The organism is Azospirillum sp. FG154 (genome assembly GCF_057809575.1).
The window spans coordinates 312087-325762 of the sequence record NZ_JBMDKF010000002.1 but is presented as its reverse complement, the minus strand read 5'-3'; the positions used below and the strand labels follow the sequence as shown (position 1 = coordinate 325762).

General features: G+C 65.5%; 13 protein-coding genes. 8 read left to right on the top strand and 5 right to left on the bottom strand.

What is annotated here, in order from left to right; all coding sequences use genetic code 11:
• Positions 1–62 precede the first annotated feature (62 nt).
• On the bottom strand, positions 63–878 hold the full coding sequence (locus ACODS4_RS03635; RefSeq protein ID WP_488860814.1) for an oxidoreductase: 816 nt from the start codon (positions 876–878) through the stop codon (positions 63–65).
• A gap of 83 nt (positions 879–961) precedes the next feature.
• On the opposite strand from ACODS4_RS03635, the gene ACODS4_RS03630 reads away from it, so the two are divergent.
• Both ACODS4_RS03630 and ACODS4_RS03625 read left to right on the top strand, forming a co-directional pair.
• On the top strand, positions 962–1399 hold the full coding sequence (locus ACODS4_RS03630; RefSeq protein ID WP_488860812.1) for a winged helix-turn-helix transcriptional regulator: 438 nt from the start codon (positions 962–964) through the stop codon (positions 1397–1399).
• A 140-nt stretch (positions 1400–1539) separates the two neighbouring features.
• The gene (locus ACODS4_RS03625; protein ID WP_488860810.1) at positions 1540–2175 is read left to right on the top strand and encodes a LysE family translocator; all 636 of its coding nucleotides are present in this window, start codon (positions 1540–1542) and stop codon (positions 2173–2175) included.
• A 158-nt stretch (positions 2176–2333) separates the two neighbouring features.
• Here the strand turns inward: ACODS4_RS03625 and ACODS4_RS03620 are convergent, their stop codons facing one another.
• Complete coding sequence (locus ACODS4_RS03620; protein WP_488860808.1) at positions 2334–4718, bottom strand: Tex family protein; 2385 nt, start codon at positions 4716–4718, stop codon at positions 2334–2336.
• A gap of 246 nt (positions 4719–4964) precedes the next feature.
• Between ACODS4_RS03620 and hyfB the strand changes: the two genes are divergently transcribed.
• The 6 genes from hyfB to ACODS4_RS03590 are packed head-to-tail and all read left to right on the top strand — an operon-like array spanning position 4965 to position 12184.
• Positions 4965–7010: a hydrogenase 4 subunit B gene (gene hyfB / locus ACODS4_RS03615; RefSeq protein ID WP_488860806.1), complete on the top strand. Its 2046-nt coding sequence runs from the start codon at positions 4965–4967 to the stop codon at positions 7008–7010.
• Positions 7007–7951, top strand: coding sequence for a respiratory chain complex I subunit 1 family protein (locus ACODS4_RS03610; RefSeq protein WP_488860804.1), 945 nt, complete (start codon positions 7007–7009; stop codon positions 7949–7951). Before hyfB ends, ACODS4_RS03610 begins: the two co-directional genes overlap by 4 nt.
• A complete protein-coding gene (locus ACODS4_RS03605) occupies positions 7952–8614 on the top strand; it encodes a hydrogenase-4 component E (RefSeq protein ID WP_488860802.1) in 663 nt (220 codons plus the stop codon).
• Positions 8611–10047: a hydrogenase 4 subunit F gene (locus ACODS4_RS03600; protein WP_488860800.1), complete on the top strand. Its 1437-nt coding sequence runs from the start codon at positions 8611–8613 to the stop codon at positions 10045–10047. The genes ACODS4_RS03605 and ACODS4_RS03600 overlap by 4 nt, the downstream gene beginning before the upstream one ends.
• Positions 10048–10057: 10 nt before the next feature.
• On the top strand, positions 10058–11647 hold the full coding sequence (locus tag ACODS4_RS03595; RefSeq protein WP_488860798.1) for a hydrogenase large subunit: 1590 nt from the start codon (positions 10058–10060) through the stop codon (positions 11645–11647).
• 12 nt (positions 11648–11659) lie between these two features.
• Entirely contained in the window at positions 11660–12184 is a 525-nt protein-coding gene (locus ACODS4_RS03590; protein WP_488860797.1) for an NADH-quinone oxidoreductase subunit B family protein, read from the top strand.
• 71 nt (positions 12185–12255) lie between these two features.
• Here the strand turns inward: ACODS4_RS03590 and ACODS4_RS03585 are convergent, their stop codons facing one another.
• From ACODS4_RS03585 to ACODS4_RS03575, 3 genes are read right to left on the bottom strand one after another with little or no spacing between them, the layout of a single operon-like run.
• Positions 12256–12705: a periplasmic heavy metal sensor gene (locus tag ACODS4_RS03585; RefSeq protein WP_488860795.1), complete on the bottom strand. Its 450-nt coding sequence runs from the start codon at positions 12703–12705 to the stop codon at positions 12256–12258.
• Positions 12702–13133, bottom strand: coding sequence for a hypothetical protein (locus ACODS4_RS03580; protein ID WP_488860793.1), 432 nt, complete (start codon positions 13131–13133; stop codon positions 12702–12704). Before ACODS4_RS03580 ends, ACODS4_RS03585 begins: the two co-directional genes overlap by 4 nt.
• A complete protein-coding gene (locus tag ACODS4_RS03575) occupies positions 13130–13666 on the bottom strand; it encodes a sigma-70 family RNA polymerase sigma factor (RefSeq protein WP_488860791.1) in 537 nt (178 codons plus the stop codon). Before ACODS4_RS03575 ends, ACODS4_RS03580 begins: the two co-directional genes overlap by 4 nt.
• Positions 13667–13676: the final 10 nt, after the last annotated feature.

Below are 13676 nucleotides of genomic sequence, written 5' to 3'. Positions count from 1 at the left end.
CGGTCCTTATTCAATGGTCAAATCAGCCTGCGAGAAGGCGACGCGCATCTTACGCCGATTGATCAAACGGGGAGACCGTTTTGCTTTCGTAGGCTCTTATCGAACAACGATTCAGGAACGAAGCGGCGCAAAATGCTAACTTGCCGCGCCATTTTTCCCGCCGTATAGCGGTGTTTAGGGGTGTGAACGGTTGCCGCTTTCAGGACAGCGTCGGCAACGACCTGCGGCATGTCGCCGGTTTCCATGGCTTTGCGAATCACTCCGCCCATCCTGGCGCGGTCCTGGTTGTAAATTTCCAGAATGCTATCCACCTCTGAGCGATTTTCTTCAAAGGATGTTCGGGTGTAGGCAGGCTCAACCAAGATGACTCGGACGCCCTGCGCGCGCACCTCGTGATCCAGCGATTCCGAATAGCCCTCAACGGCGTGTTTGCTCGCTGCGTAAAGCGCGAGGAACGGCGCCGGCATCAAACCCAGAACCGAACTCATATTGACGATTCTGCCGCTCTTTTGACGCCGCATGATCGGCAGCACAGCGTTGGTTGTCCGAAGAATGCCGAAGAAATTGATGCTGAAAAGCTGCTGAGCTTGGGAAATCGAGGATTCTTCCGCCCCTCCCACAAGACCGACGCCAGCATTGTTGACCAACAAATCAATGCGCCCCGTTTCCGCAACAATGTCGGCAACCAATGTTGACACCGATGCGTCGTCGCTCACGTCGCAAACGCGCATCGTCACGTCGGCAGGGCCATCGGAGGTCGGCTTCCGACTGGTGCCGAAAACCCGGAAGCCAGCTTTGGCCAGCGTGATGGCCGTCGCATACCCGATGCCGGTGGACGCGCCGGTCACAAGGGCGACGCCGCGATTGGCACTGCTCATTCTGATTTCCATTTCATCAAGGGTAGGGTCTGTCTGGAAAATGTGATACTATCATTTCGATACTAAGTCACTATCGAAATGATATGAACAGAGACGATTCCTCTCCACCCGCATGCCCGATCGCCAGGGGCGTCGCATGCGTCGGCGACGCCTGGAGCATTCTGGTCCTTCGCGACGCGGCCATGGGCATCACGCGATTCGACGCGTTCCGAAAAAATCTTGGGATTGCCCCGACCATCCTGACCAAGCGGCTTGCCACCTTGACGGAGGGTGGTTTGCTTGAAAAACGCCGCTATTCAGAGCGACCGCCACGCGATGAGTATGTCTTGACTGACGCGGGGCGTGATTTTCTGCCGGTCCTGGTCATGATCGGCGCCTGGGGGCGGAAACATCGCGGGGGGGGCCGGATCGCGCGGTATGTCGACGCTGAAACGGGAAAGGATATCCAAGCGAAGCTGGTCGATGTTGAGACTGGCGCGGAAATTGGTTCCAGGCCGTTCAGAATCATTGAGCCGGATTGAAAGCAATTTGGGGGCTGGGCCGGGCTGACTGAGGCGACAGCCCGCCGAAGGCGGCAAAGGGCTTGATGACGGTTGGCCACGCCTGTCGTTATGTTTGCACAGGATGGGCATGGCCCGAAGACGGATGGGGGAGTCCACGCATGGATCCTATGGTGGCCCTGCTGGGCATTTTGGGTGGTTTGGCGGTCGGCGTGGTCAGTCCGGGGCCAAGCTTTCTGATGATCGCCCGCAGTTCGGTGTCGGTGTCGCGGCAAGCCGGTTTGGCGGCCTCGGTCGGCATGGGGATTGGCGGCGTGCTGTTCGCCGGGCTGGCGCTGTTCGGCCTGCACAGCCTGTTGACCCAATTCGCGTGGCTCTATGCCGGGTTGAAGATCGTCGGCGGCCTGTATCTGCTGTGGATGGCCTATCGCCTGTGGCGCGGCGCGTCGGTTCCGCTGACCGTCACGGCGGACGGCCCGACCGCGCCAACCGGGCTGTGGCGGGCCTTCGCCCTGGGCTTCGTCACCCAGATCAGCAACCCGAAAACGGCGGTGGTCTACGGCAGCATCTTCGCCGCGCTTCTCCCCGCCGAGCCGTCCGCCTGGCTGCTGCTGGCCCTGCCGCCCTCGGTCTTTGTGGTGGAGGCCGGATGGTACGCCATCGTCGCCGTCGCCTTTTCGGCGGAAAAGCCGTGCGCGGCCTACCTGCGGTCGAAAGGCTGGGTGGACCGAGTCGCCGCCGCCGCCATGGGCGGCTTGGGCCTCCGTCTGGTCGCCGACGCCGCGCCGCAGGGGTGAGGGTTTTGGTTTGAATCGGGGGAGGTTTGGCAATGGATTGCCCCCTCCCTAACCCTCCCCCGCTTTGCGGGAGAAGGCACTCCGCCGTACTTTGACAAGGTGCCTGTCCCCCTCTCCCGCGAAAGCGGGGGAGGGTCGGGGAGGGGGCAGGACGCCCCTCAGCTCTTCTTCGTCTGCGCCCGCGCGAAGGCTTCGGCGAAGGCGCTGTTGATCGGTTCCAGGGCTTTGGCCGGTTTGGCCGGAGCCTTCGGCGCGGAGGTGACCGGGGCCGGGCGGCGGTCGCGGTCCGGCGGGCGGCTGCCTTGCGGGCGGGCGTGGTCGCCGCCTTGCGGGCGCGGGCCGCCGGACGGCGCTCGCTCGCCGGGGGCCGGGCGGGGCGGGGCGTCGGTCAGGCGCATGGTCAGGGCGATGCGCTTGCGCGGGATGTCCACCTCCAGAACCTTCACCTTCACCACGTCGCCCGCCTTCACCACGCTGTGCGGATCCTTCACGAAACTGGTGGAAAGCTGGGAGATGTGGACCAGACCGTCCTGATGGACGCCGATGTCCACGAAGGCGCCGAAGGCGGTGATGTTGGTCGCCACCCCTTCCAGGATCATGCCGACCTGGAGATCCTTCAACTGCTCGACGCCCTCCTGGAAGGTGGCGGTCTTGAATTCCGGGCGGGGGTCACGGCCCGGCTTTTCCAGTTCCTTGATGATGTCTTCGATGGTCGGCACGCCGAACCGCTCGTCGGTGAAATCCTCGGCGTTCAGGGCGCGCAGGAAACGGGCGTCGCCGATGACGCTGCCCAGATCCTTGCCGGTGGTCTTCAGGATGCGCTGAACCAGCGGGTAGGCTTCCGGGTGAACCGCCGAGCCGTCGAGCGGGTTGTCGCCCGCGCGGATGCGCAGAAAGCCCGCCGCCTGCTCGAAGGTCTTCGGACCCAGTCGGGCGACCTCCAGCAATTGCTTGCGCGAGCGGAAGGCGCCGTTGCGGTCGCGGTGTTCGACGATGTTGCGGGCGATGGTCTCGTTCAGGCCCGACACGCGGGTCAGCAGCGGGATGGAGGCGGTGTTGAGATCGACGCCGACCGCGTTCACGCAATCCTCGACCACGGCGTCAAGCGAGCGGGCCAGCTTGCCGCCCGCGACGTCGTGCTGATACTGGCCGACGCCGATGGATTTCGGCTCGATCTTCACCAACTCGGCCAAGGGATCCTGAAGACGCCGGGCGATGGAGACGGCGCCGCGCAGGGACACGTCCAGGCCGGGGAATTCCAGCGCGGCGGTTTCCGACGCCGAATAGACCGACGCCCCGGCCTCGCTGACCACCAGCTTGGTCAGCGACAATTCGGGATGGCGCTTCATCAGATCGGCGGCCAGCTTGTCCGTCTCGCGCGACGCGGTGCCGTTGCCGATGGAGATCAATTCGACCTTGTGCCGGTGGGCCAGCGCCGCCAGCACGGCCAGCGAGCCGTCCCAATCGTTGCGCGGCGGGTGCGGGTAGATCGTGGTGGTTTCCACCAGCTTGCCGGTCGAATCGACGACCGCCACCTTCACCCCGGTGCGGATGCCGGGATCCAGCCCGATGGTGGCGCGTTGCCCGGCGGGGGCGGCGAGCAGCAAATCATGCAGGTTGCGGGCGAAAACCCGAATCGCCTCGTCCTCCGCCCGTTCGCGCAAACCGCCCATCAGGTCAGTTTCGACATGCGGCCCGATCTTCAGCTTCCAGGTCCAACGCACGACGTCCGACAGCCATTTGTCGGCGGGGCGGCCCTGGTCGCGGATGCCGGCATGGGCGGCGATGGTTCGTTCCGCCGGATGGGGTTGCCCGTCCTCGACCACCAGATCCAGGCCGATGGTCAGCACGCCCTGGGCGCGGCCCCGGAACAGCGCCAGCGCCCGGTGCGACGGGATCTTCGCCCAATTTTCCGAGAAATCGAAATAGTCGGAGAATTTGGCTCCTTCGGCCTTCTTCTCCTCGACCAGTTTGGAGGTGACGACGCCCTTTTCGGCCATGGCGGCGCGCAACCGCCCGACCAGTTCGGCGTCTTCGCCAAAGCGTTCGACCAGAATGTGACGCGCCCCGTCCAGCGCCGCCTTGACGTCGGCGACCGCCTTTTCAGCGTCAACGAAGGCGGCGGCCTCGGCCTCCGGGTTTTTGGTCGGATCGGACAGCAACAGATCGGCCAGCGGCTCCAACCCGGCTTCGCGGGCGATCTGCGCCTTGGTCCGGCGCTTTTGCTTGTAGGGGAGGTAGAGATCCTCCAGCCGGGTCTTGGTGTCGGCCAGCTTGATCTGGCGCTCCAGCTCCGGCGTCAGCTTGCCCTGGTCCTGGATGGTGGACAGGATGGCGGCGCGGCGCTCTTCCAACTCGCGCAGATAGCCCAACCGCTCTTCCAGGTTGCGGAGTTGCGTGTCGTCCAGCCCGCCAGTGGCTTCCTTGCGGTAACGGGCGATGAAGGGGACGGTCGATCCTTCGTCGATCAGGGCGACGGCGGCGGCGACTTGGGCTTCGCGAACCGACAGTTCGTCGGCGATGCGCTGGCTGATGGACAGCATAAGCAGGGGAATCCGCGCTGGCTGGAGAAGGGAAACAAAGGCGGCTCCTATAGCGCGATTGGGCGGATCCGGCCAGCCTCCTGAATGGGTGGGTGATGGGCGGACGGGGGCCGCCTTTCGGCTGTGCCACAAAATCATTCCGGCAAACGCGACCATTGGACAAAATTTCCAGTGTCTTTTTCGCTTGCCAAGCCTATGGGCAATATCCTTACAATATCCCCACATGCATTCCGTGGGTTTGTTGCCGTGACGGTTCCGCTCGTTGCCCTTCTTGCGCTGTTCGCCCTGGCGGTCGTCGGGGTGGTCGCGCGTCGCGCGCCGTGGGGCGGCGCGGTCGTTTATGGCGGAACGGCGACGGTCTGCGCGGTGGTCGCCCTGTGGGCTGGCTTCGCGTTGGCGGGGCGGAGCGGGGCCGCGACCATCACCCTGCCGATGGGCCTGCCCTGGATCGGCGCGCATCTGCGGGCCGATGGCTTGAGCGCCTTTTTCCTGCTGGTGGTGAATTTTGGCGGCGTGACCGCCAGCCTGTTCGGTTGGGGCTATGAACGGGCGCAGACGGACGGGCATGGAAGCGGGCATGGGCACGGCGACTCCGGCCCGGTTTTGCCCTTTTTCCCTCTGTTTCTGGCGGGCATGAGTCTGGTGCTGCTGGCCGACGACGCCTTCACCTTTCTGGTGTCGTGGGAATTCATGTCGCTGACCTCCTGGCTGTTGGTGCTGTCCACCCACCGCGAGCCGGACACGTCGGAGGCCGCGCGCCTCTATCTGATTATGGCGAGCGCCGGAACGGCCTGCTTGCTGCTGGCCTTTGGCCTGCTGGCCAGCGGGGCGGGCGATTACCAGTTCGACGCCATCCGCCAACACGCGCCGACCGCAGGCGCGGCGGCGCTGGCCGTGCTGCTGGTCCTGCTGGGGGCCGGGTCAAAGGCCGGGTTGGTTCCGCTGCATGTCTGGCTGCCGCTGGCCCATCCCGCCGCGCCCAGCCATGTGTCGGCCCTGATGTCGGGCGTCATGACCAAGGTGGCGATTTACGCCATGGTCCGCGTGCTGTTCGATCTGCTGGGCGAGCCGGTCTGGTGGTGGGGTGGGGCGCTGATGATCGTGGGCGCGGTCACGGCGGTGATGGGGGTGCTCTACGCCCTGATGCAAGACGACGTGAAACGGCTGCTGGCCTGTTCCACCATTGAAAACATCGGGGTGATCGTCATCGCGCTGGGGCTGGCGCTGGTCTTCAAGGCCAGCCACACCCCGGTGATCGCGGCCCTGGCGCTGAGCGCCGCGCTGCTGCACGTCGTCAACCATTCGCTGTTCAAGAGCCTGCTGTTCTTTGTCGCCGGAGCCGTTCTGACGGCGACCGGATCGCGTGATTTGAACCGGCTGGGCGGGTTGATCCATCGAATGCCGGTGACGGCGGTTCTGGCCTTGATCGGCGCGGCGGCGATTTCCGCCTTGCCGCCGCTGAACGGCTTTGTCGGCGAATGGCTGCTGTTCCAGGCGATTTTGAACGCTCCGGCTTTGCCGGAATGGTCGCTGAAGATCGGCATCGCCGTGGTCGGCGCGGTCGTGGCGTTGGCGGCGGCCCTGGCGGCGGCTTGCTTCGTCCGGCTCTATGGCGTCGCCTTCCTCGGGCGCCCGCGCTCAAGCGAGGCCGCAGGGGCGGGGGAGGTTGGCGTCGCCATGCGGGCGGGGATGATGATCCCAGCGGCTCTTTGCGTGGTGTTGGGCGTGTTGCCGACCTTCCTGATCCGTCTGTTTGAACCCGCCGTCCGCGCGATGGTGGAGGCCGGACCGTTCGACGACCGCAGCTATCAGCCCTGGATCTGGCTGGCCCCGACCTCGGCCATCGGCAACTCTTACAACGGATTGATTATGCTGGCCGCCATCGCCGCGCTGTCGATTCCGCTGGTGCTGGTCATCCACCGCTGGGCCTCGGACAAGGTGCGCTGGTCCATCGCTTGGGGTTGCGGCCATGTGGAGCCGGACCCGACGGCCCTGTCGCAATACAGCGCGTCGAGCTTCGCCCAACCGATCCGCCGCGCTTTCGGCGGCACGGTGTTCAACGCCCATGACCGGGTTGAGATGCCGGAACCGGGCGACACCCGGCCCGCCCGCCTGACCGTGCGCTGGACCGATCCGGCCTGGGCCTATCTGTTCACCCCGATCCGCCGCACGGTGAATTGGCTGGCCGACCGGGCCGACGTGCTGCAATTCCTGACCATCCGCAGCTATCTGACTTTGATGTTCACCGCGCTGGTGGTGGTTCTGGCGCTGGTCGCGGTGGTGCGGTCATGATCGCGTCGGTGATCCACCAGATCGTGCAAATGGCGCTGGTGCTGGCCCTGTCGCCCTTGCTGACCGGCTGGGTGCGGCTGGTCAAGGCGCGGCTGCTGGGGCGGCGGGGGCCGTCTTTGCTTCAGCCCTATCGCGACCTCGCCCGGCTGCTGCGCAAAGAGGCGGTGTTGGCTGACAACGCCTCCTGGCTGTTCCGTTCCGTCCCTTATGTGATGTTCACCGCCATTTGGCTGGCCGCCGGGTTGGTGCCGGTTTTCACCACCGATCTGGCGCTGGCCCCCACCGCCGATTTGATCGCGTTGATCGCGCTGTTGGGAACCGCGCGTTTCTTCCTGGCTCTGGCCGGGATGGACACGGGAACCAGCTTCGGCGGCATCGGCTCCTCGCGCGAGATGATGATCGCGGCGCTGGCCGAACCGGCGATGCTGATGGTGGTGTTTTCCGTCGCCGTGCTGGTCCGCACCACCTCGCTGGCGGAAATCGCCACCTATATGATGGGCGGAACCGTGGGCTTGCGGGTGTCGCTGGCGCTGGCGTTGATCGCGCTGGTGATGGTGGCGATCGCCGAGAACGCCCGCATCCCCATCGACAACCCGGCGACGCATCTGGAACTGACCATGGTGCATGAGGCGATGGTGCTGGAATATTCCGGTCGCCATCTGGCGCTGATCGAAGGCGCGGCGATGCTCAAGCTGCTGCTCTACGCCGCGCTGATCGCCTGCGTTTTTCTGCCCTGGGGCATGGCGACGCCGACCCAAGGCAATCTGTTGATTGGTTTGCTGAGTTTTCTGGCCAAGCTGGCGGCGGCGGGAACCGCGCTGGCGGTGTTCGAGACCAGCGTCGCCAAGATGCGCGTCTTTCGCGTCGGCGAATTTCTGGGCGGGGCGTTGCTGCTCAGCCTGCTGGGGGCCATCTTCCTTTACGTGTCGCGGGGGGTGTGAGTGATCGACATCGGTTACGACGCGGCCCACCTGCTCGGCGCGCTGGTTTTGTTGACCAGCTTCGCGCTGCTCTACCAACGGCGGTTGTTCTCGCTGCTGAACGTCTTCACCGTCCAAGCGTTGGCGCTGAGCGGGGCGGCGGCGTGGCAGGCCTACGCCCATGACGAGCCGCATCTCTACATCACCGCGATCCTGACCTTGACCCTGAAGGCCATCGCCATTCCGCTGGCGCTGCACCGGATCATCCAACGCCTGCACATCGAACGGACGGTCGAACCGGCGCTGGGCATCGGCTTGACCATGGTGGCCGGGGTGTCGCTGGTCACGCTGTCGATCCTGCTGGTTCTGCCGGTGACGGAGAACGCCACGGCGTTGACCCGCGAGGATCTGGCGCTGTCGCTGTCGGTGGTGCTGCTGGGGCTGTTGATGATGATTTCACGACGCAACGCGGTCAGCCAGGTGGTCGGTTTCATGTCCATCGAGAATGGCTTGATTCTGGCGGCGGTCGGCGTGGCGGGGATGCCGCTGGTGGTGGAGATGTCCATCGCCTTTTCCGTCATGGTCGCCTTCATCATCTTCGGCATCTTCCTGTTCCAGATTCGCGAACGGTTCGAGACGTTGGATATGCGCAAGATCGAAAGTTTCCGGGGGGAAAGCGATTGACTCCGGCGCTGCCCTTCGTCCTGATCGCGCCGCTGGTCGCCGCGCTTTTGCTGGTTCTCGTGCCCAACTGGCGCGTGGCCTCCTGGCTGAACGTCGGGGCCTGCGCGGTGACGTTGGCGGCGACGTTGACCCTGTTCACCGCCAAACCGGCGGCCACCGCCATGCTGGTGCTGGACGCCTTCAACGTCACCTTGATCGCCCTGACCGCCTTCGTCGGGCTGACCACTTCGGTCTTCTCGGCCAGCTACATCGGGCATGAGGTGGCGAGCGGCAAGCTGAACCCGCTGCGGCTGCGTTTTTACCACGCCATGTATCAGGCCTTCCTGTTCACCATGCTGCTGGCCTTGTCGGCCAACAATCTGGGCGTGCTGTGGGTGGCGGTGGAGGGGGCGACTCTGACCACCGTTCTGATGGTCAGCCTGTACCGCACGGCGGCCAGCATCGAGGCGGCGTGGAAATACTTCATCCTGTGCGGCGTCGGCATCGCGCTGGCCCTGTTCGGCACCATCCTGATCTATCTGGCGGCGCAGCCGGTGATGGGGCCGGGACTGGCGGCGATGACCTGGACCCGACTGCTGGCCGACAGCGCGAAGATCGAGCCGAACATCCTCAACCTCGCCTTCGTCTTTCTGCTGATCGGCTATGGCACCAAGGTTGGTCTGGCCCCGCTGCACGCCTGGTTGCCCGACGCCCACGCCGAAGGCCCGACGCCGATTTCCGCCGTGCTGTCGGGGTTGCTGCTGAATGTGGCGCTCTACGCCGTGTTGCGGTTCAAGATGCTGCTGGCGGCGAACGGGGCGACGATGGCGCCCGGGCCGTTGATGATGACGATGGGGCTGTCGTCGCTGTTGTTGGCCGGGCTGATGCTGTACCGGCGGCGCGACATCAAACGCTTCTTCGCCTACAGCTCCATCGAGCATATGGGCATCATCGCCTTTGCCTTCGGCATCGGCGGGCCGTTGGCGAATTTCGCCGGTCTGCTGCACATGGCGATGCACAGCCTGACCAAATCGGCGATCTTCTACGCCGTCGGCCACGCGACGCAGGCCAAGGGCACTCAAAGGATCGACGGCATCCGGGGGCTGACCGTCAGCCATCCGGCCTTGGGCTGGGGCCTTCTGGCCGGGGTGGTGGCGATCGCCGGGTTGCCGCCCTTTGGCGTGTTCATGAGCGAGTTCCTGCTCATCAGCAACACCTTCGCGCGGCAACCTCTGTTGGCGCTGGTCCTGGTTTTGGGCATTCTGTTGGCCTTTGGGGCGCTGGTCCTGCGGGTTCAGCAAATCTGTTTTGGCGCGCCGACGGGGGAAAGCCACCCGCTTCACGGGACGCTGGCGCCGCTTTACGCGCATCTGGCGCTGGTGCTGCTGGCCGGGCTGTGGTTGCCGGGACCGCTGGTCGCCTGGTTCCAGACCGTCGCCGCGATGTTGGGTTAGGGGAGGGCGCATGTACGGCGAAGAACCCCTGTTCGGTCTGCTCAACCGCCTTGGCCGCCCGGCGCCGAACCATCGGCCCTGGCCGCGCCACGTCACCGACCGCGCCGGTTGGCGGCTGTTGATCGACCATCTGGGGCAAAACAACTGGTCGCTGCTGGGCCTGTGGGGCGACCGTGACGCCGACGTCCTGACGGTTCACGCCGCTCTGCGCGAGGATCTGTCCGGCGACGTCGGGCTGGTCAGCCTGCCATGCCCGGACGGGCGGTTCCCCAGCCTGTCCGCCGTCCGCCCCGCCGCCATCCGGTTGGAGCGCGCCGCCTGCGACCTGTTCGGCCTGATCGCTGAGGGAATCACTGACCCGCGCCCCTGGTTGGATCATGGGCGCTGGGGCGTGCGTCATCCGTTGGCCCAGACGCCGGAGGAAGGCGCCACGTCGGAAACCGCGCCCTACCCCTTCCTGAAAAGCGAAGGCCACGGCCTGCATCAAATTCCGGTTGGCCCGGTCCATGCGGGGATCATCGAACCCGGCCATTTTCGTTTCACCGCCAACGGCGAAACCGTGGCGCGGTTGGAGGAGCGGCTTGGCTACGTCCACAAGGGGATCGAGGGGCTGACGCGCGGCAAGCCGGTGTTGGAGGCGGCGCGGATCATCGCCCGGTTGTCGGGCGACAGCACGGTCGCGCACTCCATCGCCTTCGCCCGCGCGGTCGAATCCGCTCTCTCTCTCTCGGTCCCGCCGCGCGCGCTGTGGCTGCGCGCCCTGATGGCGGAGTTGGAGCGACTCGCCAACCATTTTGGCGATATTGGCGCGATCTGCAACGACGCCGCCTTCGCCTTCATGCTGGCCGAACTCAGCCAATTGCGCGAGGCCGTGTTGCGCGCCGCCGACGCCTGTTTTGGCCACCGGCTGATGATGGATTGCGTGGTCCCCGGCGGCGTTTTCCCGGACATCGCCGAAACCGGGCCGAAACGGCTGCTCGACCTGACCGTCGAGTTGCGCCGCCGCTTCGCCCCGCTGGTCGCCATTTACGACGAAAAGGCGTCTTTGCAGGACCGGACGGTGTCCACCGGGATCGTCAACACCGGGCTGGTCAACCGCTTTGGCGCCGGTGGTCCTGTCGGGCGGGCGTCGGGCCGGGGGCTGGACGCCCGCAAATCGCCCGGCTACGCCCCCTACAGCGATCTTGAGTTCGAGGTTCCCGTCCTGACCGAGGGCGACGTGAACGCGCGCGTCTGGATCCGCATCCGCGAGGTCGAACAGTCCCTGTCGTTGGTCGAGCAGATCGTCCGCCGCATGCCCGGCGTGCCGCGCGGCCCCGACGGCATCACCCCGCCGCCGCTGCTCGCCTTGAACCATGTCCTGGACCACGCCAAGGCGAGCGGGGGAGGCGAGGGGATGGCGCTGGTCGAATCCTTCCGGGGCGAGATTCTGACCTGGGTGCGGATCGCCGCCGACGGAACGGTGGAGCGCTGCCACCCGCGCGATCCCTCCTGGTTCCAATGGCCGCTGTTGGAGGCCGCCATCGAGGGCAACATCGTCGCCGATTTTCCGTTGTGCAACAAATCCTTCAATTGTTCCTATTCCGGCCACGACCTGTAGGGGAGGCGGACCATGTTCAAGCACATCCTGCGGTCGCTGACCGGCGGTCCGGTGACGGAAACCGCCCCTGATCCGTCGCCCGACGGCTTGGCCGAACTGGCGGGGCAGGTGGACCGCGCCGCCAAGGCGCGGCTGGGCCGCAGCCTGTCGATCCGCGCGGTGGACGCCGGGTCTTGCAACGGTTGCGAGTTGGAACTCCACGCCTTGAACAACCCGCTCTATGACCTGGAACGTTTCGGTCTGCGTTTCGTCGCCTCGCCTCGCCACGCCGACGTGCTGCTGGTGACGGGGCCTGTCACCAAAAACATGGCTGACGCCCTGCGCCGGACCTGGGAGGCGACGCCCGATCCCAAATGGGTGGTGGCCTGCGGGGCCTGCGCGATTGACGGCGGATTGTTCGCCGGATCCTACGCTTGCCTCGGCCCGGTGGAGACGGTGATTCCCGTCGATTTGCGCATCCCCGGCTGCCCGCCTCGGCCTACCGAGTTGCTGGCAGGGCTGTTGGCTTTGTTGGAGCGCAGCGCGCGGGCCGCGTAGCGGCCAGAAACAAAAAAGGCCGGAACTCCAACGGTTCCGGCCCTTCCATCAACAGAACAACGCGTGCGAAATCAAGGCGGCATCCGGCTTTCCGCCAACCCCAAACGGCCTTGCGGCGACAGGCGCTTCATCGTTTCCACCACGCGGGCCTCAATCTCAGCGCGCAGAGCGTCGTCGGCGGCCCGGTTGCTGTCGAACAGCGCCCGCACCCGTTCCGCATTGAACGGAGTCGCGATCAACTCGGTGCGCATCCGCGCCCCGAAATCACCGCGCGCGGCGTGGATCCGCACAAACAGCGGGCGGGCGTCTTCCAGCGCGCGGCGCAAAATCGCCGCGTCTTCGGGGGACAGACGTTCCGCCGCCCGTTCAATGAAATGCCCCAGCGCGTGTTCCGGCCCCGGCGGCGGAGGCGGCGGACGCAGGGCGTACGCGACCACAAAGCCCCCGGCCAACATGTTGACCGCCAAGGAGCCGATCAGAAGGAACCAGGGCCAACGGCGCCGAAGAGGCGGCGGCGTCATCGTATCTCTCCCAAATAGCTGACGATCATCACGCCCGACAAGTCATGCGACGGTGTCGAGCTGGGCATGGGCAACAGCCCCTGAGTGTAGGACAGGAACCCAAGAAATCCCATCATGGCGAGAAACCCCGCCATCGGCGCGATGCGGATCGGGGATTTCGCGAGGAACCAGGGCACGAAATCCGGCGCAGTCTGTTCAGCGATTCGTGCGGCGATCCGGTCGAACACCCGCTGTTCGCGCTCCGCCGACACATGGGGAATGGTCGCCTGATTCAACAAATCATCGGTCAGCGCGGCGTCGGCCAGGACGTTGCGCGCCTCCTCGCTGCGATCAAGAAAATCTCGGGCGGCGTCAACGATTTTGACCGGCCAGCGATCAAGATCAGCGCCGTGGAGCGAGGCATAACGGGTGAACTCTTTGAGTGTCATGGCCGTGCGCCGTCCTTCTGACGGATCAGGGGTTGAAGACGGGCGCGCACCACGCGGCGCGCCCGCACGAGAAGACTTTCCATGGCGGACACCGACACTTGGAGAACCTCCGACGCTTCCGCGCAGGTCATCTCCTCATGATAGCAAAGACTGAGGGCGGCGCGTTGCCGTTCCGGCAGGGCGGCGATCGCCGCGTCCACCTCCGCCCCAATCTTGCGGCCATCCACCAATGTTTCCGCGCTCCAGGCCGGGTCGGCGATCTCGTCGGCGGCGTCAAGCGGGGCAAAGGTCCGCCGTCGCCGATAGTCGATGGCTCGATTGACCACGATGCGGTACAGCCACGTTGTAAAACGTGTGCCATCGCCACGCCAACGATCCGCGTTGGCCCAGATCTGAAGAAACGCATCCTGCACGATCTCTTCCGCGTCGCTGGCGTTGCCCGAGACCCGTTGGGCCAAGGCGATGCTGCGGCGCAGATGACGGCGCGTGAGAATTCCGAACGCTTTGCTGTCTCCGGCGGCGGCGTCTGCCATCAGCGCCTCG